Here is a 25,391-nt window from a genome sequence, read left to right as displayed (position 1 = left end):
AGCGGGTCGGCAGGAGCGCGGTGGACACCCGTCCACCGCGCTCCTGCTTTCAGCCGCGGCGGTGGCGGTCGGCCCGCTGCAGCACGTCCGAGAAGTAGGGCAGGACCTCCGTCTCGAACCGCTCCGGTATCCGGTTGCCGTGGTTCCCCTCGTAGACCTCGAAGGTGTGCTCGACGCCGTAGGCGGTCAGGGTGGCGTCCAGGCGGGTGAGGTTGGCGGCGATGTTCCGGTCGGCGTTCCCGACGTCGAAGGCGATGTTCTGCTTCCGGAGCGTGCCGATGTACTGGTCGACCATCGCCAGCGGACGGTTGGCCGTCATCCGCGCGAAGACCTGGGGATCGAGCTCGTCGTCGACGAACGGTGAGTCGAAGTACAGAGGCGGCTTGGCAGGGTTCGGGGCCCATGCCGCGGCGGCGGCGACGGCGGTGCGGATGTTCGACGGCGGGCCGTCCGGGTAGTTCTCGGGATGGGCCGTGTAGTCCTGGATCGCCGCGATCTCCTCGGGCGTGTCCGGGATGTTGCTGTTCTGGTCGATGCAGCATGAGCTGAGGACGTAGAGCGAGGAGAAGACGTCGGGATGCCTCATGCCGATGCGCAGCGCTCCGTACCCGCCCATGGAGTGTCCGGCGATGCCCCGTGCCTTGCGGTCACGAATGGTGCGGTAGTGCGAGTCGACGTACGCCACGAGCTCGTCGGAGATGAAGGTCTCCCAGTCGCCCGTCGTGACGCCGCTGGAGTAGTTGCTGCCGCCGTGGACGGTCATCGCGTTGGGCGTCACGATGATCATCTTCTCGGACGTCCCGTCGGCCAGGGTGCGGTCCGCGGAGGCCGGGATGTTCGTGCTCGCGTCCGGCGCGAAGTAGCTGAGGTCGGTCTGGGTGAAACCGTGCAGCATGTAGAGCACCGGGTAGCGGGTCGCGCCGTTCGGGCGGTAGCCCGGGGGGAGGTAGATCGACACGTCGCGGTTCGGCGAGTCCCCCTCCAGGTTCCCGGTCAGGGCCTTCGAGTGGACCTTGACCCGGAGGACCGTGCCGGTGTCCGGCTTGCCGTGAGATCCGGTCGGCGGCGGTGCGGACTCCGCAGCGGGAGCCGCCGCGATTCCGGTGCAGACCAGCAGGGACACCGCGGCGGCGAGCGCCAGGCGCCGGCGGGCGGACAGGGATTTCCGGGATGGTTCGAGGAGCGAGAACATGCGGTCCTCCGATGGTGAGGTCAGGGATCGGCGTGGGTCGGTCGACCTGCCGACGACGACATGCCCGCCGCCCTTGGCGGGCATGTAACTGTCTGCGCGCCGGAGCCCGGCTGTCGAGCAAGGATTCTTGATCGAGGGATAAGGAATCGTCATCGGCGCCGCCGCGCTGGGGCGCAGCGGCGTCCGGGCGACGGTCGCACCTCCCGCCCGCTGACCAGCGCGACGCAGGGCAACCGATAAGGCCGGGCTTATCAGCCCACTCATGACTCTGTGGTTTCGGAGCCGCGCCGTCCCACCTATGTTCATGAGGCAGTGACCCGGCATCGCTACCGAGATGCCGGAGCAGCCTCAGCGCAGAGGACAGGACGGGTGATGAGCAGACCGATGACCGTCGGAATCGCGGGCGAGTACCTCGCCACGCGCCCCTTCTCCCAGGTGACGGACCCCGGCCTGCTCGGCATCCGTGATCTGCTGCACGCCGCCGACGTGACGTACGCACACCTCGAGATGAACTTCGGGAGGGCGCACGCGGTGCACGCCGGCCGTGGCGACACCTACGGGAGCTACATGCTCGCCGATCCCGTGGTGGCCTCCGACCTGAGATGGCTCGGCGTGGACGTGCTGTCCATGGCGAACAACCACAGCCTCGACTTCGGTGAGCGCGGCCTGCTCTCCACGCTGGACGCCGCTCGCGCGGCGGGGATCGCGTGCGCCGGGACCGGTCGCGACCTCGACGAAGCCCGCATGCCCGCCTACCGTGACACGCCGGCGGGCCGGGTCGCTCTCGTGTCGACGGCGTCCGGCAACAAGGCGCAGGAATGGGCAGGACGGCCCAAGGAGTCCATGGCGGGCCGCCCTGGTGTCAATCCGCTGCGGGTCAGCATGTGCCATGAGGTCGACGGGTCGGCCGCCGACCTGCTGCGTCAGGTCGCGGGCTCGCTGGGCATCCTCCGGACCGCCGCCCACACCGGACCGGGCAGGACGGGGCAGGTGCTCGACGACGACCAGTTCCAGCTCACCCTTCCAGGCGGGCAGTCGGCGGCGGGCGAGTTCGTGTTCCGGGAGACGTCCGGCCACCGGATCGAGACCCGTTGCCATCCGGGTGACCTCGAGGCGAACCTCCGGTCCATCCGCTCCGCGCGGGCGATGGCCGACGTCGTGCTGGTCGCCCACCACTTCAACCTGTCCGAAGGGCCGCGCGGTGATCAGCCGCCCGCCTTCGTCAGGGAGTTCGCCCGTCGCGCCATCGACGATGGCGCGGACGTCTTTCTGGGGCACGGGTGGCACAAGACCCTCGGGATCGAGATCTACCGCGGCAAGCCGATCTGCTACGGACTGGGCAACCTGTTCGCGCAGTCGGCCTTCCTCGAGCACGTGCCGGCGGACGCCTACGAGACCTGGGGTCATGACCCCGACGGTCTCCCGGCGTACACGCCCGACATGTGGCCGCTGCACCCGGGGCTCGACCCGCACCGGCAGACCTGGTGGAGCTCGGCCCTGCTGTTCGTGCGGATCGAGGACGGCCAGGTCCGGTCCATCACGCTGCGCCCGGTCGAACTCGGGCGGGACGTCTCACCGGAGGCGCCCCTCACCCGGAGGACCGGGCGGTCCGAGGACCACCCCCTGGCCGAGGGCCGGCCACGGCCGGCCGTCGGCGACAACGCGACCCGGGTGCTGGAACGGCTCCAGCGCCTGTCGCGGGGCCTCGGTACACACCTGACGATCGACGACGGAGCAGGCAGTATCCATCTCGGCAACCACTCAGCTGCCAACACTGGAGAGTGAACGCAATGAAGCGAACAACGTGGATCATCGCGGCCGCGACGGCGGCCACGCTCACCCTGGCCGGATGCGGTTCCCCCGACGGCGCCGCCGCGGACGACCTTCCCCAGGACGTGGCAGCCGCCGGTGGGATGGACGAGCTGGTGAAGAAGGCGCAGGCCGAGGGCGAGCTCAGCCTGTACGCCGGAACGACGGAGGCGTCGACGACCGCCTGGGCCAAGGAGTTCACGGCCGAATACGGCATCGAGGTCAAGCTGTACCGCGACGGCAGCACCACGCTGTTCCAGAAGTGGGCCCAGGAGACGCAGGGCGGTGTGAACAACGCGGACATCGTCATCCAGAACGTCTTCCAGCTCTGGGGGGACGCGGCGGACCAGGGCTGGATCACGGACTACGAGACCGAGAACATCGGCGAGTTCGACTTCGACACGGTGTTCCCGGGCTCGTCGGACCTCGTCGGCAAGGTGTATCCGCTGCACCAGAGCATCGGTGCGGTGGCATGGAACACCGACGTGGTGACGCCCGAACAGCAGGAGATGCTGGAGAGTGACCCGGTCGCGGCGCTGGCCGACCCGTCGTTCGAGGGGCAGATCGCGCTCGGCGACACCGGCGGTGCGACGACCGCGGGGAACTACGCGAACGAGATCTACAACATGACCGACACGTACGGGTGGGAATGGCTCGAGAGCGTCGCGGCGAACGATCCTGCGCTCTTCGAGAGCCAGATCCCGATCGCCGAGCAGGTGGTCAAGGGCGAGTACGCCGTGACCTTCGCCACCGACACGCTGTACAACAAGTACATCGACGAGGGCGCACCGGTCCAGTACGCCTACCCTGACCCCGCCGCGTCGGCGTTGTGGATGTTCGGGCTGCCCAGCAACACACCGCACCCCTATGCCGCGCGCCTCTTCATGGAGTGGGCGTCCTCTCCCGAAGGGCACGACCTGATGGCGGAACTCGGTACCGGAACTGGCACGCGCAACGGGTGGGTCGACCACCGGAAGGTTGCCGAGGAGCCCTGGTACGAGGCGCCGAACCCCTGGTACGGGTTCGCGGAGCAGCCCGAGCTCCAGGGAGACGGCCTCGGCGAGTTCGTCACTCGGGTCAACGACACTCTGGAAGGCTGACGTGAGCGTGGTCGAAGATGCACGCGGCCTCATCCCGGGCCACGAGGCCGTTGCCGAGATGCTCGCCTCGCGAGGTTTCGACACCGTGTTCAGCATGCTGGGCGGGACGAACGTGCCATGGATCGGAGCCGGGGTGGAGAACGGCCGGCTCCGCCTGGTCCCCACCCGGCACGAGGCGACCTGCGTCTCCGCCGCCGTCGGTTACGCACGGTCGACGGGCAGGGTCGGGCTGTGCAGTGTCTCCCGGGGCCCCGGGTTCGCGAACGCCGTCAACGCGCTGATCGCGGCGGTCCGCAACCACAGTCCGCTCGTGATGGTGGTCGCCGAATCGCCGTCACCGGACTCCATGACCGCGCAGAACGTCGAACAGCGTGCCTTCACCGAGCTGATCGGCGCCGGATTCCATCACGCGAGAACGCTCGGGGAGTTCGCCGAAGCACTCGATGCAGCTGTCGGCGCCGCCCGATGGGACGGGCAGCCGCAAGTTCTCAGCATGGCGGACGGGATGCTGCGGGAGCGGCTGGCGACGGTGCCCCAGCCGGGCCCCGGCAGGGAGCGCGGCGCGCCGGACGCGTCGTCGGTCGAGAAGGCGGTCGACCTGCTCGCCCGGTCCGACCGTCCCCTGATCCTCGCCGGTCAGGGGGCGGTGCACGCCGACAGCCGCCCCGAGCTCGTCGCCCTCGCCGAGGCGACCGGCGCCCGGCTGGCGACGAGCATCCTGGCGACCCAGTTCTTCGCCGGGCACCCACAGGACCTCGGGATCAGCGGAGGCTGGGCGCCGGTCGCCGCCCGTCGCGCCCTGCGCGAGTCGGACCTCGTGCTGGTCTTCGGCGCCTCCTTCAACCAGTTCACCCACGGGCACGGAAAGCTCTACGACGCACCGGTGGTGATCCAGTGCGACGTGAACCCGGACGCCGTCGGCCAGGTCGTCCCGGTCGACCTGGCGCTGGTCGGCGACGCCCGCGCCACCGCCGAGTCGCTGCTCGCGGCCTGGAGCGTGCGCGGCCTGGACAGGCGTCCACCGCCGGCGCCGTTGCCGAAAGCGGCGATCCGCGAGTCCGTCCATGCCGTGCCGCTCGACCGCAGCCACGGCCTCGACCCGCGCGAGGTCTACCAGGTACTCGACGAGGTGCTACCCCCCGAACGGCTGGTCGTCACCGACTCCGGCCGGACGCTGCCCACGCTCCCTACGCTCGTCGGGACGCGGACCGCCAGAGACTTCCTCGTCGGCCGCGGGTACGGCTCGATAGGCCTCGGGCTGGGCACCGCGATCGGCGCGGCCGCGGGCAGGCCTGACGCCTACGTCGTCCTCGTCTGCGGGGACGGCGGCCTGATGATGTCGGCCCAGGAGCTCGACGCGGTCCGGCTCGCCGGCCTGCGGCTCACGATCGTGGTGATGAACGACCTGCAGTACGGCGCCGAGGTCAAGCACCTGCGTCAGTACGGGCTACCGGACACGATCGCCCAGCAGGTGCCGCCGGACCTCGTGCGCCTGGGCGAGGCGTTCGACGGGGTCGGGACGGTAGTCGAGACCCTCGACGAACTGTCCGCGCTCAAGTTCCGCGGCGACGGGCTCCACCTCATCGACGTCCGCATCGATCCCGAGGTCGAAGGCACCAGAGCCCTTGGCACGAACGGGGAGCAGCGTCTCGGCGAGTCCCCGGCTACGCTCCAGCGGTGAGCACCACCAGGCGCGTCTCGAAGCCCACGAGCCGGCAGAACCTCATCGCCGGGCTCAGCCTCGACCAGCTCTTCACGTTCCAGACGCTCGGGCGGGCAGGGTCGTTCCGTGCCGCGGCGGCGGAGCTGGCGTTGACCCAGCCCGCCGTCTCCCAGCGCATCCGGCACCTCGAACGGCTGCTCGGGTGCGCCCTGCTCGACCGCCGCCAGGGCGCCCGGTCCGAGCTCACCGCAGCCGGCCGGGCGCTCATGGAGTTCGCCGACGAGATGCTCGTCCGCACGGACTTCTTCCACGAGCGCCTCGAACGGATGAAGGACCTGAGCGAGAGCTCGACGCTCGTCGTCGTCAGCGACACCGACCACATCAAGCACCTGCTCGTCGAGGCGGTCGTGACGATGAAGCGCATCGCTCCCGGCGTCAACGTGGTGATCCGGCACGCGCCGTCCAGGGAGAGCTGCATGCGAGAGCTGGAGACCGGGGACGCCGATCTCGGCATCTGCCGTGCGCCCGCGCCGGACGGCTTCGGCGTCGCCGGCACGATCGAGGAGCGGATGTACCTCTACGCACGGCCCAACGACCCGATCCTGGCGCTCGACGAGGACGACCGGCTCGAGCACCTCGCGGGCGTGGGCTTCGCGACGTTCGCGACCGGGATGCGCAGCCGGGAGCTGATCGAGCGGTGGGCCAAGAAGGTCGGCGTCTCCCTGCGCATCGTGCTCGAGTCCCGTGGCCTCGAGGCGATGCGGACGTACGTCACCCGTGGCCTGGCGCTGGCCGTCCTCCCGGACTTCTGCGCCGTCCAGGACGAGCGGGACGGGCGTCTCGCGACGGTGCCCGTCACCGGGCTGCCGCTCGTACGGGGCGCGGTGATCCTCACCCGGTCCGACCGGGACATCCCGCACCACGCGAAGGTGTTCGTCGACGTGCTGCCGGCCAAGGTCGACGCCACCCTCAGCCCGGTTGCCCGGGCGAAGCCCGACCGTGCCGACCTGACGGACGGCCCGTAGGCGGGCGGTCCTGGTGGTCAGACGATCGTGCTCCCGCCGTTCACGTGCAGCGCACTGCCGGTGATGTATCCCGGGTCGGTGGCCAGGAACAGGCACGCGCGTGCGAGCTCGTACGGTTCGCCGATGCGCTGGACGGGCACCCGTTCGGCGGTCTTGTCGTAGTCGAGGTTCGGATACCACTTCGCCGGCCTCGACGTGCGGAAGGTCCCGGGGACGATCGTGTTGACCGTGATACCGCTCGGCGCGAGCTCCACGGCGAGCGCCTTCGTCAGGCCGTGGATGCCGGCCTTCGCCGCGACACCATGCGCACGATTGGCTCGTCCCGTGAAGGCGTCCTGCCCCGAGGTGTTGATGATGCGGCCCCACCCGACGGTGTCCATGTGGCGCACGGCCGCCCGGCAGGCGAGAAACGGGCCCCGCAGGCCGACGGCATGGACCCGGTCCCATTCGTCGGCCGTCATGTCCCTGATGCCCGTACGCGGGCGGAGAGCCACGTTGTTGACCAGGACGGTGACGGGTCCGAGGCGGTCCAGGGCCTCGGCGAACATGTGCTCGACGTCGTCCTCCTGGGAGACGTCGGCCTGGACGCCGATCGCTCGTACGCCGTACCCCTCGACCTCCTCGACCACCGCCTGCATCTCCGCGGTGTTGGAGGCGACGTTCACGACGACGTCCGCGCCGGCGTTCGCGAAGGCCAGTGCGATCGCCCGTCCGGTGTTGCGTCCCGCTCCCGAGACAAGTGCGACACGGCCCTTGAGGCTGACACCCGCCGAAGGCTCCGCCGTCCCCGTGGTTTCTATCATCTCAGTCATCCAAAGCTCCTTCCTCGGTTCGCCCGGGTGCCTGCGCTCTGACGCCACCTGGATGGCGCACCGGCCCGTCGCTCACCCATCCCGGGTGGTGGGGGTGGTGACCAGCACGTCCTCGGCGGAGGCCTGGGTCTCGGCCTGCTCGTGGCCGCGGGAGCCCTGCTCCGGATCGAACCACGCGAGGTTCTCCGGGGTGATCCCGAGCATCTGCCGGGCCCCGACGGAAACGGGCCGCGACGTCAGACCGGTCGCCGCCTGGACCCGGAGGGTGTGGGTGCCGGCCTGGTAGCTCCGTTCGAAGTGGGACCCGAGGAACTCGCTCGAGAGGACGGTGGCCCTCAGGGCGTTGCGGCCGACCGGCTCCGGCTCGTGTTCGCCGGCATCGGCGACGGTCACCCACTCGGGCCGGAACACCACCGAGACGTCGCGGCCGACCGTCGGACCCGTGCCCGAAGGGTCGAGTGCGACGTCGAAGACGGTGCCCTCGCCCAGCGACGGCAGCGCGACGGTGAACGCGTGGGATCCGACCTCCGTCACGGTTCCGCGCACGATGTTCGCGTCCCCGACGAACGTGGCGACGAAGGCGTTGGCGGGACGGTGGTAGAGCGTCCACGGATCGCCGACCTGCTGGATCCTTCCCTCGTGCATGACGACGACGCGGTCGGACATCGACAGCGCCTCCGACTGATCGTGGGTCACGTAGAGCACGCTCGTCTCCGTACTCCGCTGCAACTGCCGGATCTCGTCTCGCATCCGTGCGCGGAGCAGGGCGTCCAGGTTGCTCAGCGGCTCGTCCATCAGGACGAGGGCGGGCCCGGTGGCGAGCGCACGGGCCAGCGCCACCCGCTGCTGCTGTCCGCCGCTCAGGTCGGTGGCGTACCGGCCCTCGTACTCGCCGAGCCCGACGAGCTCGAGCATTCCGCGCGCCTTCTTGCGCGCGGTGGCGCCGTTCATCCCTTGCGCCTTCAGCCCGTAGACCACGTTCTCGAGGGTCGTCATGTGCGGCCAGACGGCGTACGACTGGAAGACCATGTTGATGTCCCGCTTGTTGGGCGGCACGTTGACCGCGCCGCCGTAGACCCGCTGCCCGGCGAGAAGGATCTCGCCGCCGGCCGGCGTGTGCAGTCCCGCCACGCACCGCAGGGTCGTCGTCTTGCCGCAGCCGCTGGGCCCGAGCAGCGTCACGAACTCCGAGCCCCCGATCTCGAGGTCGAGATCGGGCACGGCCACCGACGCGCCGTAGGCCGCGACGAGCCCTTTGATCTGGAGGGCGGCATCGGTCGCCGTGGCCGGTTGCCCGTTCACGCTTCTGTTCGTCATCTTCATCGGTGTGACCTCGTTGTCATAGGAACTCGGATTTCGGGAACTCAGACTCGCTTGTACAGGTTTCCCGGCCGCAGGACGAGCATCGCCAGTCCGATCCACACGATCATCAGGGCCGTCTCGATGAGCCCGACGACGGCCGCGGCAGGCAGCGATGCCTGGGAGGCGTAGTTGAAGGAGAGGATCGACAGCAGCATCGTGTCCGGCGTGTAGAGCAGGATCGCGGTGTTGATCTCGCGGACCGTGAAGAGGAACACCATGATCAGCGCGGCCGAGATGGACGGCTTCATCAGGGGCAGCAGGATCCTGCGCATCGTCTGCATCCGGGTCGCGCCGCACATGCGGGACGCCTCCTCGAGCGAGGCGTCGATCTGCGCGAAACCGTTGCCGGTCACCCTGGTGGCGTGCGGCAGGTACGACGCGACGTAGGCGATGATCATGATCGCCAGGGTGCCGTAGAGCGGGGTCCCGAGATACATCGCGAAGACGCCGGTGGCGAAGACGATGCCGGGAACCGCGAGCGGGGACATCGCCACCGAGTTCAGCATGCCTGATCCGCGGAACCGCACGCGCTCCGTGAAGTAGGAGGTGAACGCCCCCACGGTGACCGCCAGGATCGCGGTCGCGGCCGAGACGATGATCGTGTTGGCGAGCGCGGCCTCGAGCTCCGGCTTGGCGAACACGTCCCGCACCACCGCTGTGGTGAGGTGGATGTCCTCGAGGTTGGTCGAGGTGCTGAGCGCCCGCAGGCACAGCGCCGCGTAGGGCAGGATCGTCGTGATCAGTGCGTACAGGACCAGGAGCAGCACGATCACGTACTTCATCGGTCCCAGACCGATGCGCTTGTGGTTGCGGGACCTGCCGGTGACGGTGACGAACTTCGACGACTGCCGTATCCCGCGCTGGTACAGCCAGAGGCCGACGATGCTGAGCAGGACGAGCATCGTGCCCAGGGCCGCCGCGAGGGCGTAGTTCGCCGGGTAACCGCTGGTCGCCCGGTAGACCGTGACAGCCAGCGGCCGGAAATCCATCTTGGCGCCGAGGAGAGCGGGAACGGAGAACATGCCGGTCGCACTGATCGTGACGAAGATGACCGCCGACATCATGGCGTGCTTGACGGCCGGCAACGTGACACGCAGCGCCGTCTGCACGGTGCCGCGCCCGTTGATCAGTGAGGCCTCCTCGAGGCCGGCGTCCATGTTCTGGAGGCTGCCCGAGACGAGTAGGTAGCCGTAGGGCACGTAGTGCAACGCCAGGATGATGACCAGCCAGTGGAAGGTCATCACGTCGATCGCCACCCACGACGGGAGGTTCGCCGCGCGGGCCAGCTGGTTGAGCAGGCCGGTGCTGGGCGCGCCGAGCTCGAGGAACGCCAGCGCCCCGATGAACGGGGACAGGAACAGCGGAGCGATGACGACGATCTCGAAGAGGCGCTTGAACGGCACGTCAGTACGCGCGATGACCCAGGCCAGGGCACCGCCGATCGCGGTGGCGATGATCCCGCAGAGCACCGACATCGCCATCGTCTCGCCGAGGACTCGCCAGATCTCCAGCGACCCGTAGCTGTCGCGGATGGCGTCCAGCGTGAAGGTCGAGATGGGGTCCCGTGCGTTCTCCGACAGCGCCGCGATGAAGACGAAGGCCGTCGGCAGGAACACGAGGACCGTCAGGACCACGACGAGGACACTGATCGTGATGCGTCGCGTCACGGCCTGGCTCCGGCCGCTCGAAGCTCTGGGCGGCGCGCCGGGCGCAGCGGTGTCGTCACGATCCGGTGTCACGACGGCCATGTCGCATCTCCTCCTTGAACCGTTGCCGGCTCGGCAACGAGCTGTACCCGTGGTGCCGGCAGGGCCGGCCGGCTGCCGACCCTGCCCTCCGGACTGTGCGTCGTCGCATCTTCGTCCTGTCGTTCCTGCCGAACCAAGTCAGCTCTCGACCTGCACGCGGCCGACGCCGTTCTCGAGCGTGACCGTCGTCCCGTACCTGGCCGAGAGAGCCTGGAAGCGTTCGATGACGCGCTCGCTGTTGAGCTGGTCGGCCAGGATCGGTCGCCCTTCGGTCAGGGGGTGCTCGGCCGACCCGCCCGTGGAGCGGGTGACCTTGGCTTCCCTGGTCACCTCACGTCCCATCTCGACGGGATGCAGGGTCACCTCGGACACCTGGCCCTCGGAAAGATGCACCTTGATGATCGCCGAGCTCCACCAGGTCTCCGACGGGCCGTCCAGGCCGGGGTGGAGGGGCCACATGTCGGGAGTCAGGGTAGTGAGCCGGTCCACGTCGTGGCCCCAGGTCTCGTAGCTGTCGGACGGCACGTGCTCCAGGAACTCCGACTGGGCGAAGAAGTTTCCGAGGCCGTAGAAGATCGGCTTGCCCTGGTAGATCTCGATGCCGAGAGTCCTGTGCCAGCCGTGTCCGACGAAGATGTCGGCGCCCTCCTCGATCGCGCGGTGCGCGAACTCGCGGACGAAGGCAGGCGGCTTGTCGCCGCGTGCACCCTCGGAGATGTTGAAGTGATGCGCGACCATGACGACGTCGGCCATGGCCGACGCCGACCGGATCGAGCGAAGGTTCCCCTCGAGATCGGCCGCCTGGCAACGGGTCTCGATGCGGTAGTCGTCGGACTCCTTGAAGACCAGCTCGCCGGCAGCGGACTGGCCACCGGGAAGCACGTACTGGAACTCGTCGTCGGCGAGCATCCGGCCTGTCTTGCCCGGACCGCACTGCGCGCTGGTGCGGAGGATACCGAGCTGCCCTGCCGAGTCGCGCAGCCTGGTCGCGGCCTCCGCGGGCACGTGGTAGGTCCACTCGGTGCGCAGCGGGTTGATCCCCGGGCGCCCCACCATCGTCTCCTTGGGCCGGCCTGCCCACTCGTGCGGACGGTTGCCGGAGCTGACCGAGATCAGCGCCAGCCGGCCGGCCGGGGTCTCGACGTAGGCCGGGGCGCGGGCGTCGTCCAGGTCCTGGCCGGTCCCGGCCGTGGCGAGGCCTGCCGCGCGGCACGAGTCGATCGTCGAGGCGAGGCCCTTCTCGCCGAAGTCGAGGCTGTGATTGTTCGCCGTCGACATCACGTCGACACCCAGCCAGCGGAGCTCGGCGGGCAGATCCGGCCCGGCCAGCATGTAGCTGCCGAACCAGTCACCGCGGCCGGGGTGCAGCTCGCGGTGATCGCCGAAGTTCATCTCGAGGTGGGCGTAGGTGACGTCCGAGCCGGCGAAGAGATCGCGCACCCCGACGAACTCATCCTCGGAATGCATCGAGAACGGCCGTGTCACCATGCACTCACCGGCGATGGCGATGGACCAGTCAAAGGGTTCTGACATGCTCGGAGCACTTCCTTTCGTGGGGGTCGCCGCACGGAACGGGTTCGGTGTGCGAACGACCGTGGCGATCAGGTGTCCGCCACGCTAGGTGGCCCGGATCGCGCCCAAAAGTGCACACTTCATGCTCGACCGATCAACGCCGCTTATCACTCCGTGATCGCGTGTCCGTGGCACCCGCGCAAGAAGATCGCCGGCAGGTGCCGGCCGGGCTTATCGCCCGGTCAGGAATCGTTGGCTCCGAAGTCGTTGACCGCGCCCGGGAGCCTCCCTAACGTCCGTGGACAGGACTCGGCCGTGGTGATCGCGAGTCGCCGTTCACGCAGCGAGAGGACGCCATGCGAGACCTGAGCAGGATGTTCTCGGCCGACTGTCCCAGGGATGCCGATGGCCCCAGGGATACGGCCATGGCCTCTCGCGGCGACCTCATGCGATGAACGACGCGGCCGGCGGCGAGCCGCCCGACGGTCCGGGGGTCCCCTGGCGCCGGATCGGTCTCACGGTCCTGGTCCCGAACCTGCTCAACTCCCTCGGGCAGGGAGTCGCGACGACCGCGGCACCGCTCGCGGCCGCGGCGGTCACGAACTCGTACACCGTGGCCGCGGCCGTGGCGGCACTGCTCACGGTGGGCCAGTTCTGCTCGACGCTCCCGGCCGGCTGGCTCGTCGATCGCGTCGGCGAGCGATCCGCGATGATCGCCGCGAGCGTGGTCACCGGGACCGGTGCTCTGCTGGCCTTCCTCGGAGGATCGATCGTCCTCCTGGGGGCCGGCGCGACCCTGATCGGGGCCGGCGTGTCCGTCTTCGCCATGGCGCGGCACGCCTGGATCACGGTCGTCGTTCCGGCCCCGGCGCGAGGCAGGACGCTCTCCGCGGTCGCGGGCGTCACCCGGCTGGGCACCTTGCTCGGTCCCTTCCTCGCCGCCGCCGCGTTCCACCTGTCCGGTCACGCCGGATCGGCGTTTCTCGTGGTGGCGGGAACCGCGGTCGTGCTCCTGCCGATCGTGATCACCGCGAAGTTCCCGAGCTCGAGGATCTCCGGTGGCCCGGATGAGCGCCGTGGCGTGCTCGGCACGATGTGGGACCGGCGTGGCGTTCTGCTGCAGCTCGGGCTCACTGTCTCCGTCATCGGCTCGATGCGTACCGGCCGCCGGTTGCTGGTGCCGCTCATCGGCGTCGGCCTCGGATGGCAGGACGCTTCCATCGCGCTGCTCATCGGTGTCACCGGCGCCGTGGACCTTGCTGTCTGCTACCTCGGTGGCGCGCTCGTCGATCGGGTCGGGCGCACGTCTGTCGCTGTGGGAACACTCGTGCTCTTCGGCATCGCTCACCTCGTCCTTCCTCTGGCGATCGTGTCGCCCGCCGGCGACGTCCTGTATGTCGGGTCGGTCGCTCTGATGGCGGTGGCGAACGGAGTGAGCGGCGGTCTCGTGCCGACGATCGGCTCCGACCTGGCGGACCCGAACTCGCCCGCGACGTTCCTCAGCTCGTGGCGCCTGATCACGGACGCGGGCGGCGCGGCCGCACCGGTCGTGGTGGTAGTGGCCTCAGGCATGCTCGGCCTCGGTCCCGCTTCTCTCGTCCTGGCGTGCGCCGCTTTGCTCGCGGCGGCCGTCCTGCCACGGTTCGCCCGACGGCATCTCGGCCCGTGACGACGGCCATGTGGTCGCGCCTTGAAAACGGTTGCTCCGTGGACCGGAAATGCCCTGCGAATATCCCGGTCTTATCGGCCGATAAGAGTCTCGAATGCGAACAAGTATTCCCGTGACCTGGCAGGATATGTAGCATTCTGAATGCTGGTGCCGGGGTGAGATGTTCCCGGTCATGAGCCTTTTCATCGTGCTGATGAATTGCCCGGATGCACAGCTGCGACGAAGGAGCTGACGTGTTCACGATCCACCAGCCATGGCGCCGAGACCCCCATTCCAACCCGAAGCCGCGCAGGGCGTCCCGGAGCGCCGGCGCGGCGGCGGCCGGACTCGCGCTCGTCGCGGCTGTCGCCGTCGTACCGGCGGCGACTGCCGTTCCCGTCGACCGGCCGTCCGACCGTGGCGGGAGCGAGCAGAGCCTGCGGGTCCGCACCCCTGACGGGACCGTGCGGGGCAAGGCGGTCGGCGACGCCCAGGCGTTCCTGGGCCTGCCGTTCGCGCAGCCGCCGGTCTACGACCTCATGTGGGAGGCGCCCGTCGACCCTGAGCCCTGGGCCGGCGTGCGCGACGCCGCCGAACAGGAACCCGCGTGCCTGCAGTTCCAGCCGACCGGGGTAAAGAACGACCAGGCGACCAGCTTGGACTGTCTCTACCTCGACGTGTACCGGCCGGCCCGCGTGCCGCGCGGCGAGAAGCTTCCCGTGATGGTCTTCTACCACGGCGGAGGAGCCACACAGGGCTCCGGGGTTCTCTACGGCGGGCAGACGATCGCCGGCAGGAACGACGTCATCCTCGTCAGCGCCAACTACCGTCTCGGGGCCTCGGGCAACCTCGCGCTACCGGCGCTGGACGCGGAGAACCCCGACGCCGGCGGCAACTTCGCCCTGCTGGACCAGGTGCAGGCGCTCAAGTGGGTCGAGGAGTCGATCACGGCGTTCGGGGGTGATCCGGACAACGTCACGATCTTCGGGCAGTCCGCCGGCGCGCGGGCCGTGTGCAACCTGCTCGCCTCGCCCCTGACCGAGGGCATGATCGACCGTGCCGTCATGCAGAGCTCCCCGTGCACCGGTGGCGGCACGAGCCGGGCCTCGGCGCACGCCACGGGCCAGGAGTTCGCCGGGCTCGCCGGCTGCCCGGACGGGCCCGACCAGCTCGAGTGCCTGCGCCACGCCTGGCCGGCAGACCTGGTCCAGGCACAGGGAGAGATCGGCCGCACCTCGGGCTACGTCGGTACGCCCACCCTCCCTCAGGCTCCTGGCGACGCGATCGCCGCCGGCCGATGGCCCAGGGTCCCGGTGATGGTGGGCAACACCCGCTGGGAGGAGAAGCTGCAGAACCAGCAGCATGCCGGGATCACCGAGGCGGAGTACGAGGACCTGCTCGTGGAGGAGTTCGGCGAGGCCGCCGCGCCCCTGGTCCTCGAGGAGTATCCGGCCGGTGACTACGAGCTCCCCTTCTACGCGCTGGCGGCGGCACTCACGGACGGTGGCGCGGGGTGCAGCGTGGACGCCAACGCCAGGCTGTTCCTCGGCCAGGGCGTGCCGGTCTACCGGTACCACTTCGACGACCCGACCAGCCCGACCCTCTTCGGCTTCCAGCCCGAGGGCATCGACATGTCCAGCGCGCACAGCGGCGAGCTTGCCTACCTGTTCGACTTCACGCTCGGTGACCGGCCCCTGACCAGGGAGCAGACCCGGCTCGCGCACTCGATGCAGGACTACTGGGCCGCGTTCGCCCGGCACGGCGCGCCAGCCGCGCGAGGCGAGGTCGGGTGGCCCCGGCACACGACGCGGACGGACGAGGTGATCGTGCTCGCCCCCGAGATCCACGTGACCACCGGGCTGCGTGAGCTGCACAACTGCGCCTTCTTCGAGACGCTCCCGGACTGACGGCCCGGGGCCCGACGACGCTCCAACCGACGACAGCGACCGACGGAAGGAACCGATCCATGAGGCTCAGGCAGAATCGACTGAAAGAGATCGCAGCGACCTCGGTGGTGACGGCCGGGCTCGTGCTCGGACTGACGCAGGTGCCGCCGGCGCACCCGCCGGCACCGGCCGGCGCGGTGCAGGACGGGACGACGGTGGGGGACACCCGGAGCGGTGGAGCGGGCGGCGGAACCGTCGTCCGGACCGCGCAGGGCCGGGTCCGCGGCGAGGCCACCGCCGAGTACACCCGCTGGCTCGGCATCCCGTACGCGGCTCCGCCCGTGGGCGACCTGCGGTTCGGGGCGACCCAGCCACCGGAGGCGTGGAACGGCGTACGGGACGCCGCGGAGTTCGGCGGTTCCTGCGTGCAGGGCACCGGCTGGGACCCGGGGTACGAGGAGCCCACACTGACCGAGGACTGCCTGTACCTGAACGTCTACCGGTCGGCAGGAACCGGCGGTCGCGACGGCGGACGTCACGGCACCCAGAAGGCCGACCGCGACCGGGCGGGTCGTGACCGGGACGGCCTGCCCGTGATCGTCTGGATCCACGGCGGCGGCAACACCGGCGGTGCGGGCCGGGACACCGACCCGGCCAAGTTCGTGGCCCGGCACGACGCCGTCTACGTCACCGTCAACTACCGGCTCGGCGCACTCGGCTACCTGGCGACGCCGGCCCTGGAGACCGAGAACGGCGACGGGAGCACCGGCAACTACGGCATCCTCGACCAGCAGGCGGCGTTGCGCTGGGTGCAGCGGAACATCGACGGGTTCGGCGGCGACCCGGGCAACGTGACCATCGCCGGCCAGTCCGCCGGCGCGGGCAACTCGTGCGTGCACCTGTCGGCGCCCGGCTCCGAAGGGCTTTTCGACAAGGTGATCATGATGAGCGGCGGCTGCTCCGCGCGCGGCCTCGACGAGGCCCGCAGTACGGGCGAGGAGTTCGCCGCCGTGCTCGGCTGTGCCGCCGCGGCCACGCAGGTGGAATGCCTGCGTGGCAAGGAGCCCGCCGAGATCCTGGCGGCGCAGCAGGAGGTGCGGATCAGCGGCGCCGTCTCGGGCACCGGGATGCTCCCGCAGGACCCGCTGGAGCTCCTCGAGGCCGGCGAACTGGCCGACGTCCCCGTGCTCCTGGGCGGCACCTCCGACGAGCGCCAGCAAGCGGTGTTCAGCCAGTACGACCACCGGGGCGCACCCCTCACGGCCGGCGGCGTCGACGCGCTGGTCGAGGAGTCGTACCCCGGACACGCCGATCGCGTGCGCGAGGTGTACCCGGTGGACGACTACTGGTCTCCCACCGTCGCGTGGGGTGACATCACCAGCGACGAGCGCGCCTGCCGCGACCAGACCACACGCGACCGCATGGGCGCGGGCAACACGACGTACGTGTACGAGTTCGCCGAGCAGGACGGCCCGCCGTTCACCTCCATCTGGCGACTCGGGGTCGACTACCCGTTCGGCGCCACCCACGTGAACGACCTGGGCTACCTGTGGGACTACCTGGGGACGGCCCTGCCGTTCAGCCGTGAGCAGGTGCAGCTGGGCGACCAGATGTCGGCCTACTGGTACGCGTTCGCGGCCACCGGCGCGCCCGGCGTCGCCGGCGCGCCGGACTGGCCCCGGTACGAGCCCGGCGGGCGAGAGATGCAGTTCGCCGCCCCGTCGGGCGAGGCGGTATCCCACGCCGTCATCGACGCGCAGCACCGCTGCGGACTGTGGGACGAGGTGAGTCCCGCGGAGTGAGTGACGTGTGCCCAGGCCGGACTCGGTTTCTCCGCTCGTTGCGGGTACGTACGCTCAACGGCGCTCATGTCTCCAGCCGTCCCTGAAGCCACGTGAGACCGCGGCCGAGGTGCGACTGCGTCACGGGGGCGTCGAAGGCGATGGCCTCGAAGCCGTGCGGAGCACCGGGGACGAGCGCGAGTTCGCAGTCGACGTCCGCCTCCCGCAGCCGTTCGGCGTAGGCGAGGTTCTCGTCCAGGAACAGGTCGATGCCGCCGATGCCGATCCATGCCGGAGGCAGCCCGGCGAGGTCGACCCGCCTGGCCGGAACTGCGTACTCGGGGACGTCGGACCCGGGTGGGCCCCCCAGATAAGCCGTCCAGCCGCTGCGGTTCGCCCGGTTGTCCCAGGCCGGATGCCGCAGTGCGTCCAGTTCGGCCCTCGCGGCGGTGCGGTCGTCGAGCATCGGCGCGCAGAGCAGTTGCGCGACCGGCTGCTCGCCGCCGGCATCGTGCAGTCGCTGCGCCAGACCTGTGGCCAGGCCGCCGCCGGCGCTCGCTCCGGCCACGGCGATGCGGGCCGGGTCGACCCCGAGGTCACTCGCATTGCGCTGGAACCAGTGCCAGGCGGCGAGACAGTCGTCCGCGGCGGCCGGGAACGGGTGCTCGGGAGCCAGGCGGTAATCGACGGAGACGCAGACGAGTCCGAGTCCGCGCGCGAAGGCAGCGCAGATCCGGTCGTCCTGGCGCGGTGAGCCGATGACCAGGCCGCCGCCGTGTATCCACAGCAGTCCCGCGCCGGACGCCGCCTCGGTCGGCCGGTAGATCCGCACGCGCACCGCGTCGTCGTGCCGGTCGCTGACGTGAGCGCCCTCGATGGTGCTCGCGGGGATCAGGCGACCGATCGCCCGCAGGAGCTTCAGCTGCCAGCGGCGCTGGACGGGTGCCACCGGGGTTCGCCGATATGCCTTGCGAAGCTCGGGGTGGATGCGTTCGGTTTCCATGGCGCCTCCATGGGTTCGCGGTGCGGTGGGGCCGTCCCCGCGCCAGGAGGCCGACAGACGGGGGCCCGGTCGTCGGCGCGGCACCGAGCGGAGCTGGAGCAGCTGGGGGGGCTCATGGCTTTTCGGATCAGTTGTCGAGCAGGGACTTCATCTTGTCCGCGATGAGTCCGGTCGCCCGCTGGGGCATGAGGCGCGAAAGCCGATCGAGCATGCGGGCGTCGCCGCCGATGCGGACCCGGTAGCGGCCCTTCTCGACCGCTGCGATGATCTGCTCGCCGGCGTCGGCCGCGCTGGTCATCTTCGGCAGGTTGTCGTCGGTGGCCGCTTTCCGGCCGGGTATCCCTGATCCGGAGTTCTTGAGGATGTCGGTCCCGACCGCGCCGGGGAAGACGACCGTGACCGCCACCGAGGTGCCGCGCAGTTCGGCGTACAGGCCCTCGGTCAGCAGGCGTACCGCCGCCTTGCTGGCCCCGTACGCGCTCTGCCCCGGAATCGGGACCAGCGCGCCCATGCTGGAGACGTTCACCAGGCTCGCCTCGGGACGTTCGAGCAGCACCGGAGTAAAGGCCTTGACCATGTTGACGGTGCCCCAGAAGTTGACTCCCATGACCTTCTCGATCTCGTCGAAGCCGAGTTCATGGATCGACGCGAATCGATGGACGATCCCCGCGACGTTGATCACGCCGTCGACCTGGCTGTGCACCTTCTGCACCTCGCCCGGCAACTGCTCGATCGCCGCACGGTCGGTGATGTCGACCGCGTGCGTGGACAGTCGCCCCTCGCCGGCGGCGGCCAGGCGCGCGGTCTCGGCCAGGCCGTCGTCGCTGCGGTCGACCGCGGCCACGCGCGCGCCCCGCTTGATGAGTCCGAGGACGACTTCTCGCCCGATGCCGTTGCCACCGCCGGTCACGACGAAGACCTTCGCTGCTGTACGCATGTGCTTCTCCTTCTGCTCGCGGTCCAGTGGTACTGGCGCCCGCAGCGACCTCCGCACAACCGGACAGCCGTGTCCGGTTACTGTAGCCTCGTGAACGCCCAACGCAAAGCCAACCGTGGACCACGTGCCGCCCGGGCCAATCGGCGAGCGCTCATCGCGGCGGCGCTGGAGGTGTTCGCCGAGAGCGGCATCGACGCGCCGCTCAGCGCGGTCGCGAAACGGGCCGGGGTCGGGCAGGGAAGTCTGTACCGGCACTTCCCGGACCGGATCAGCCTGGTCCTGGCGGCGGTCGAGGACAATGTCGCCGAGTTGGAGGCCGTTGCGGCCGATCCGGCCCGCACCCTCGACGACCTGCTGGAAGTCGTCACACGACAGATCATCGACTCGGTCGCCTACGTCGACATCATCGCCGCGGCGCCGACCGACCCGCGGCTGGAGGCGCTCTCCGAACGCGTCCGGGTGCCGATCGCGACCGCGCTCCGGCGAGCGCAGCGAGCCGGAACGGCCCGGGAGGCGATCACCGTCGACGAGATCATGCTCGCCGTCGGCATGGTCGCCACCCTCGTCGCCAAGATGCCGGCCCCGGACCGCCGCGTGACGGCCGAGGCCGCATGGGCCCTGCTCAACCGCGCCACGCGCCCCTGACCTCGGCGGACCGCCCGGACCCCGGCTTCTCCGCTCGCTCCGGCGGCGCCGACCAGCATTATGCCAATCTCGTGGCGACTTTTGCTTGACGATCGACATAAGTGGTCGCTAAGTTGTCCGGTATGCGAGTCGATGACGCCAAGCAGGACCTGCGCGCCCCCGTGGTGGGCGCCGGGTCGCCGAGGTCCGTGCCGATCTTGCGGTTGCGCGGCATCGGCAAGGAGTTCTTCGGCAACTCCGTGCTCCGGGACATCGACCTGGAGGTGCGGGCAGGCGAGGTGCACGCGCTCGTCGGGGAGAACGGTGCCGGGAAGTCGACGCTGATGAAGATCATCGCGGGTGTTCACCGTCCCGACGGCGGCACCATGGAGCTCGACGGCGAGCAGGTGGCCTTCGCCACGCCGCTCGCGGCACAGCACGCCGGCGTGTCCACGGTCTTCCAGGAGTTCAACCTCCTGCCCGAGCGCTCCGTCGCCGAGAACGTCTACCTCGGCCGCGAGCCGCGGCGGCGCGGTGTCGTGGACCGGCGGCGTATGCAGGAGGACACGACGCGCCTCCTGGCCGGACTCGGCCTGTCCGGTCTCGCTTCCTGGATGCGGGTCGGGTCGCTCTCCGTCGCCCAGCAGCAGATCGTCGAGATCGTCAAGGCGATGTCCTACGACGCGCGCATCATCTCGATGGACGAGCCGACGGCCGCGCTCGCCGATCAGGAGGTCGAGCTGCTCTACGACCTCGTCCGCCGGCTCAAGGCGCGGGGTGTCGCGATCCTGTACGTCTCGCACCGCCTCAAGGAGATCTTCGACCTCTGCGACACCATCACGGTGCTCAAGGACGGCGGTCACGTCCTGACGACGCCCGCGGCCCAGATCGACGCGGACCGGCTCGTGCGCACCATGGTGGGCCGCGATTTCGCCGGGTACTTTCCCGACAAGGACGCCTCGATCACGCCGGGCGAGGTACGGCTCGCACTCGACGGCGTCGGCAACACACAGGTCGACGACGTCACGCTGCAGGTTCGCGCGGGCGAGGTCGTCGCGCTCGCCGGCCTGCAAGGATCGGGCCGTACCGAGATCGCTCACGGCATCTTCGGCATCGCGCCGTTCACGCGCGGCCGGGTGCAGGTGGGCGGGCGTACGGTCGACATCCGCTCGCCTCGGCAGGCGGTCCGCGCCGGACTCGCCCTCGTCACGGAGGACCGCAAGACCGAGGGGCTCGCGCTGGGCCGGTCGATCATGGCCAACGCACGGCTGGTGCTGGACGCCGTGGCACCGGGATCGTCGAACCGCCGCGCGCGCCGGCTGCCCGGGATCCTGTCCTCCCTGGAACTGGTCGCCGCGTCGCTGGAGACCGAGGCGCAGTTCCTGTCCGGGGGCAACCAGCAGAAGGTCGTCCTGGCGAAGTGGCTCGTCACCGAGCCTCGGACCATCGTCCTTGACGAACCGACCCGCGGGATCGACGTCGGTGCCAAGCGGGCCGTGTACGACCTCGTGCGCGAGCTCACCGCCCGGGGCGTCGCCGTGCTGCTCATCTCCTCGGAACTGCCCGAGGTCGTCGCCATGGCCGACCGGATCCTCGTCATGCGCGACGGCCGCCTCGCGGGCGAGCTGCCCGGCGGCAGCGACGAGGAAACCGTGATGGCGCTGGCCACCGACGCCGGGGGGAACCCCGGCGAGCACGTCCACGTCGATCGCGCCGCCAAGCGGACCGACCCCACAGACTCTCAGGAGGAACGATGAGTACCGCGGTCAGGGTCGGCGCGCCGCCCGCGACCCCGACGGCGAGCCGTCGCCGCCGGCTGGGTTCGACGGAGATCGTCTACATCGCGCTGGTCGCCATCGTCGTCGTCGCCGGAGTGCTCGTCGCGGTCCGCGGCGGCAACCTCTTCAGCACGTCGAACACGGCCTACATGCTCACGCAGACCAGCCTGCTCGGCTTCGTCGCGATCGGGCAGACCTTCGTGATCCTGTGCCGCTCCCTGGATCTGTCGGTCGGGTACGTCGTGGCGCTGTGCTCCATCATCGGCGCCACGACGATGGGCGGCGATCCTTCCCGGGCGTGGCTCGGCGTGCTCGCCGCGCTCGGCGTGGCCGCACTCGTCGGTCTCGTGAACGGCCTCGTCATCGCACGGCTGCGGGTCAACGCCTTCATCGCGACACTCGGTGTCGGACTGATCGTCAAGGGCTTCCTCGACACCCAGTTCAAGGGGCCGGCGGGTGAGGTCCCCCCGATGTTCCAGGCGTTCGGGTACACCCGCATCGGACCCGTTCCGATCTCCACGCTCGTGATGCTCGCCGTCGCGGCCGTGGGCGTCGTACTGCTGGCCCGGACGCGCCAGGGCCATCACATGTTCGCCGTGGGCGGGAACATCGACGTGGCCAGGCTGTCCGGCATCCGCACGGACCGCACGATCGTCGTCGCGCACATCCTGTGCTCGCTCTGCGCCGGTGTGGGCGGGCTGCTCATCGCGGCGCGATTCGGCACCGGCAACGCGCTCGTGTACTCCTACGGGCTCGACCTCGACTCGATCGCGGCCGTCGTCCTGGGCGGGACCCTGCTGCTCGGCGGCCGCGGATCCGTCATCGGGACGGTGGGCGGGGTCCTGATCCTCGCGGTCCTGGACACCGTGTTCAACGTGCTCGACGTCGACCCGTTCTTCAAGGACGTCCTGCGCGGCGTCATCATCATCGCCGCCGTGGCGCTGTACGCCCGGCGCCAGATCGACCCTGCCAGCAGCCGCGCGCGGTTCGGGCAGGGCGGAACCTCGACGAGGACGGGAGGTGCGTCCGCATGACCGCCGACGCCCCGCGCACGACGCTGCCCGCACGCGACTCCGCCAGGACCTGGGCCGACCGGTTCACCGCGGGCGGCAGCTGGACGGTCTTCGCCGTCCTCGTGCTGGTGTTCGCCGCGATCCTCGCACTCAACCCGTCCTTCGGCGAGCCGACGTCGCTCATGGCCTTCGCCAAGAAGGCGGCGCCCCTGGTCATCCTGGCGATCGGACAGTACTTCGTCATCGTCTCGGGAGAGTTCGACCTGTCGGTCGGCTCGCTGGTCGGCGCCCAGGTCGTGATCGCCGCCCGGCTCATGGACGGCGACGCCGCGATGACCTGGCCCGTCATGACCCTCATGCTCGCCTTCGGCCTGGCGGTCGGGCTCGTCAACGGGCTGATCACGACCCTGCTCAAGGTGCCGTCGTTCATCACCACCCTCGGCATGATGCTCGTCCTGTACGGGGCCATCCGCCTGTGGACCGGGGGAGCGCCGACGGGCGCCCTGACCGAGGGCTTCCGGCAGTGGGGCCGTGGCGGGGTGCCCGACACACCCGGCCAGTTCCAGGTGCCGTACGCGGTCATGATCGCCGTCGTGCTCGGCGTCGTCGCCGCGGTGCTGATGCGCCGGCCGTTCGGCCGCACGCTCGTGGCCACGGGGGACAACGACGTCGCCGCCGGCTACGCCGGCTCGGCCGTGTGGTGGGTGCGCACGCGCGCCTTCCTGCTCTCGGGCTTCTGTGCCACGGTCGCGGCCGTCCTCATCGGCGGGTACGCCGGCGTGACCGCCCAGGTGGGTGAGGGGCTGGAGTTCATGGCGATCACCGCCGTGGTGCTCGGCGGCGTGATGCTCGGTGGCGGCCGCGGCACCGTGATCGCCGCGATGGCCGGCGCCCTCACCCTGGAGGCGTTGTTCACGCTGTTCAACCAGCTGAGCCTGCCCTCGAGCATCCGTCCGGCGGTCCAGGGCCTGATCATCATCGCCGCCGTCGCCTATGCCAGCCTTCCGCGCCTCCGGCGGCGCCGGGGTTCCCCGCCCACGGCGGGCGCGTCCGACGCACCGAAGGAACTGGACCCGGCGAACCACTGACCAGCACAACTCACGCCACAACCATCCGAATGATCGATCCTGTCGCCCGCTGGGAGCGGGCCCGAACGACGATGTTCCGAGGAGAAGAGAACGACATGCGACACACCAGAGTCCTACTGGCGGGCGCTGCCACGGCAGCACTCCTCCTGACAGCCGCCTGTACGACCGACCTGCCCGCCGACGACCCGGCGACCGCGGGCGCCGAGACCTCCGCGCCCGCGGAGACCGAGGGCGGCGACGAGTCGGGCGCGAACAGCGAGTGGTTCGTCGAGGCGGACTACGAGACCGAACTCGCGCAGCGCGACATCGACCCCGAAGGGAACCCGGACGAGCCGTGGCTCCAGGCGATCGACCCGGAGTACGCCGACACGGCGGACCTCGCCGCCGAGGGCGGGGACAAGACCCTGTGCTTCTCGAACGCGTCCGTCTCCAACCCGTGGCGGGTGACGGGATGGATCACGATGCAGCAGCAGGTGGAGGTGCTCACGTCGGAGGGCGTGATCGGCGAGTTCCGGGTGTCCGACGCGGCCGACGACGACAACAAGCAGATCTCCGACATCCAGGCGTTCGTCGAGTCCGGTGACTGCGACGCGATCATCGTCTCGCCGTCGACGACGGCGACGCTCACCCCGGCGGTCGAGGCGGCCTGCGAGAGCGGCGTGCCCGTCATCGTGTTCGACCGCGGCGTGAACACCGACTGCATGGTGACCTTCATCCACCCGATCGGCGGCTACGCCTACGGGGCCGACGGCGCGGAGTTCCTGGCCGACAACCTGGACCCCGGATCGAAGGTGCTCGCGCTGCGGATCCTGCCGGGCGTCGACGTGCTCGAGAACCGCTGGGCCGCGGCCGACAAGGTCTTCGCGGAGTCCGACATCGAGGTGGTCGGTGCGGAGTTCACCGGCGGCGACGCCGCACAGATCAAGGACATCGTGACGCAGTACCTGCAGCGCGGCGAGGTCGACGGCATCTGGATGGACGCCGGTGACGGATCCGTCGCCGCCGTCGAGGCGTTCGAGGACATGGGCAAGCCGTACCCCGTGATGGTCGGGGAGGACGAGATGAGCTTCCTGCGCAAGTGGCAGGAGACGGGGATGACGGCGATCGCGCCGGTCTACTCCAACTTCCAGTGGCGCACCCCGATCCTCGCCGCGCAGATGATCTGGGAGGGTGAGGAGGTCCCGTCCGAGTGGGTCCTGCCGCAGGCCCCGATCGAGGCCGACGAGCTCGAGGCCTACCTCGACGCGAACGCCGACATGCCCTCCCTGCACTACGCGAAGTACGGCGGCGAGGACCTGCCGGGCTTCCCGGAGGCCTGGACCGACCGCTGACCGACCGCTGACGGACCGTCGACGCACGCACCACTGACACGACCGCCGAAGAGACCGCCGACAAGGTGGCCCGGCGGCC

At 70.0% G+C, this 25,391-nt stretch carries 19 protein-coding genes; 12 read left to right on the top strand and 7 right to left on the bottom strand.

The window, feature by feature from the left end; all coding sequences use genetic code 11:
- Positions 1 to 49: 49 nt before the first annotated feature.
- Positions 50 to 1,192, bottom strand: coding sequence for an alpha/beta hydrolase (locus ACYVK5_RS06735; RefSeq protein ID WP_460703120.1), 1,143 nt, complete (start codon positions 1,190 to 1,192; stop codon positions 50 to 52).
- Between the two features lie 384 nt (positions 1,193 to 1,576).
- Between ACYVK5_RS06735 and ACYVK5_RS06730 the strand changes: the two genes are divergently transcribed.
- The 4 genes from ACYVK5_RS06730 to ACYVK5_RS06715 are packed head-to-tail and all read left to right on the top strand — an operon-like array spanning position 1,577 to position 6,789.
- Positions 1,577 to 2,977: a CapA family protein gene (locus tag ACYVK5_RS06730; RefSeq protein WP_460703118.1), complete on the top strand. Its 1,401-nt coding sequence runs from the start codon at positions 1,577 to 1,579 to the stop codon at positions 2,975 to 2,977.
- Between the two features lie 5 nt (positions 2,978 to 2,982).
- The gene (locus ACYVK5_RS06725) at positions 2,983 to 4,101 is read left to right on the top strand and encodes an ABC transporter substrate-binding protein (protein ID WP_460703117.1); all 1,119 of its coding nucleotides are present in this window, start codon (positions 2,983 to 2,985) and stop codon (positions 4,099 to 4,101) included.
- 1 nt (position 4,102) lies between these two features.
- On the top strand, positions 4,103 to 5,782 hold the full coding sequence (locus ACYVK5_RS06720; protein WP_460703114.1) for a thiamine pyrophosphate-binding protein: 1,680 nt from the start codon (positions 4,103 to 4,105) through the stop codon (positions 5,780 to 5,782).
- Entirely contained in the window at positions 5,779 to 6,789 is a 1,011-nt protein-coding gene (locus tag ACYVK5_RS06715; protein WP_460703112.1) for a LysR family transcriptional regulator, read from the top strand. Before ACYVK5_RS06720 ends, ACYVK5_RS06715 begins: the two co-directional genes overlap by 4 nt.
- A gap of 17 nt (positions 6,790 to 6,806) precedes the next feature.
- Here the strand turns inward: ACYVK5_RS06715 and ACYVK5_RS06710 are convergent, their stop codons facing one another.
- The 4 genes from ACYVK5_RS06710 to ACYVK5_RS06695 form a co-directional block, all read right to left on the bottom strand.
- Positions 6,807 to 7,601 (bottom strand): SDR family NAD(P)-dependent oxidoreductase, encoded by a 795-nt coding sequence (locus tag ACYVK5_RS06710; RefSeq protein WP_460703110.1) that lies wholly within the window; start codon positions 7,599 to 7,601, stop codon positions 6,807 to 6,809.
- 72 nt (positions 7,602 to 7,673) lie between these two features.
- Positions 7,674 to 8,918, bottom strand: a complete 1,245-nt coding sequence (locus ACYVK5_RS06705) for an ABC transporter ATP-binding protein (protein WP_460703108.1) — start codon at positions 8,916 to 8,918, stop codon at positions 7,674 to 7,676.
- 47 nt (positions 8,919 to 8,965) lie between these two features.
- Entirely contained in the window at positions 8,966 to 10,711 is a 1,746-nt protein-coding gene (locus ACYVK5_RS06700; protein ID WP_460703106.1) for an ABC transporter permease, read from the bottom strand.
- A gap of 138 nt (positions 10,712 to 10,849) precedes the next feature.
- A complete protein-coding gene (locus tag ACYVK5_RS06695; protein ID WP_460703105.1) occupies positions 10,850 to 12,244 on the bottom strand; it encodes a CapA family protein in 1,395 nt (464 codons plus the stop codon).
- A gap of 430 nt (positions 12,245 to 12,674) precedes the next feature.
- On the opposite strand from ACYVK5_RS06695, the gene ACYVK5_RS06690 reads away from it, so the two are divergent.
- The 3 genes from ACYVK5_RS06690 to ACYVK5_RS06680 all read left to right on the top strand — a co-directional run bounded on the left by ACYVK5_RS06690 (position 12,675) and on the right by ACYVK5_RS06680 (position 17,559).
- Positions 12,675 to 13,892 (top strand): MFS transporter, encoded by a 1,218-nt coding sequence (locus ACYVK5_RS06690; protein WP_460703103.1) that lies wholly within the window; start codon positions 12,675 to 12,677, stop codon positions 13,890 to 13,892.
- A gap of 233 nt (positions 13,893 to 14,125) precedes the next feature.
- Positions 14,126 to 15,778 carry a carboxylesterase/lipase family protein gene (locus ACYVK5_RS06685; RefSeq protein ID WP_460703101.1) on the top strand — a complete coding sequence of 551 codons (1,653 nt, stop codon included), beginning with the start codon at positions 14,126 to 14,128 and terminating at the stop codon, positions 15,776 to 15,778.
- A gap of 59 nt (positions 15,779 to 15,837) precedes the next feature.
- A complete protein-coding gene (locus ACYVK5_RS06680; RefSeq protein ID WP_460703099.1) occupies positions 15,838 to 17,559 on the top strand; it encodes a carboxylesterase/lipase family protein in 1,722 nt (573 codons plus the stop codon).
- A gap of 64 nt (positions 17,560 to 17,623) precedes the next feature.
- On the opposite strand, the gene ACYVK5_RS06675 is transcribed toward ACYVK5_RS06680, so the two are convergent.
- Together ACYVK5_RS06675 and ACYVK5_RS06670 are read right to left on the bottom strand one after the other, a co-directional pair.
- Positions 17,624 to 18,541 carry an alpha/beta hydrolase gene (locus ACYVK5_RS06675; RefSeq protein WP_460703097.1) on the bottom strand — a complete coding sequence of 306 codons (918 nt, stop codon included), beginning with the start codon at positions 18,539 to 18,541 and terminating at the stop codon, positions 17,624 to 17,626.
- Between the two features lie 127 nt (positions 18,542 to 18,668).
- Positions 18,669 to 19,478 carry an SDR family NAD(P)-dependent oxidoreductase gene (locus tag ACYVK5_RS06670; protein ID WP_460703095.1) on the bottom strand — a complete coding sequence of 270 codons (810 nt, stop codon included), beginning with the start codon at positions 19,476 to 19,478 and terminating at the stop codon, positions 18,669 to 18,671.
- Between the two features lie 90 nt (positions 19,479 to 19,568).
- On the opposite strand from ACYVK5_RS06670, the gene ACYVK5_RS06665 reads away from it, so the two are divergent.
- The 5 genes from ACYVK5_RS06665 (at position 19,569) to ACYVK5_RS06645 (ending at position 25,312) form a co-directional block, all read left to right on the top strand.
- On the top strand, positions 19,569 to 20,123 hold the full coding sequence (locus ACYVK5_RS06665; protein WP_460703093.1) for a TetR/AcrR family transcriptional regulator: 555 nt from the start codon (positions 19,569 to 19,571) through the stop codon (positions 20,121 to 20,123).
- Positions 20,124 to 20,245: 122 nt separating this feature from the next.
- Positions 20,246 to 21,859 (top strand): sugar ABC transporter ATP-binding protein, encoded by a 1,614-nt coding sequence (locus tag ACYVK5_RS06660; protein WP_460703091.1) that lies wholly within the window; start codon positions 20,246 to 20,248, stop codon positions 21,857 to 21,859.
- Positions 21,856 to 22,914: an ABC transporter permease gene (locus tag ACYVK5_RS06655; RefSeq protein WP_460703089.1), complete on the top strand. Its 1,059-nt coding sequence runs from the start codon at positions 21,856 to 21,858 to the stop codon at positions 22,912 to 22,914. The genes ACYVK5_RS06660 and ACYVK5_RS06655 overlap by 4 nt, the downstream gene beginning before the upstream one ends.
- Complete coding sequence (locus tag ACYVK5_RS06650; protein WP_460703087.1) at positions 22,911 to 23,981, top strand: ABC transporter permease; 1,071 nt, start codon at positions 22,911 to 22,913, stop codon at positions 23,979 to 23,981. Before ACYVK5_RS06655 ends, ACYVK5_RS06650 begins: the two co-directional genes overlap by 4 nt.
- A 95-nt stretch (positions 23,982 to 24,076) precedes the next feature.
- Positions 24,077 to 25,312, top strand: coding sequence for a substrate-binding domain-containing protein (locus ACYVK5_RS06645; RefSeq protein ID WP_460703085.1), 1,236 nt, complete (start codon positions 24,077 to 24,079; stop codon positions 25,310 to 25,312).
- Positions 25,313 to 25,391: the final 79 nt, after the last annotated feature.

The organism is Myceligenerans halotolerans, from assembly GCF_054782975.1.
The sequence above is the reverse complement of the archived record's forward strand: the minus strand, read 5'-3'. Positions and strand labels throughout refer to the sequence as shown.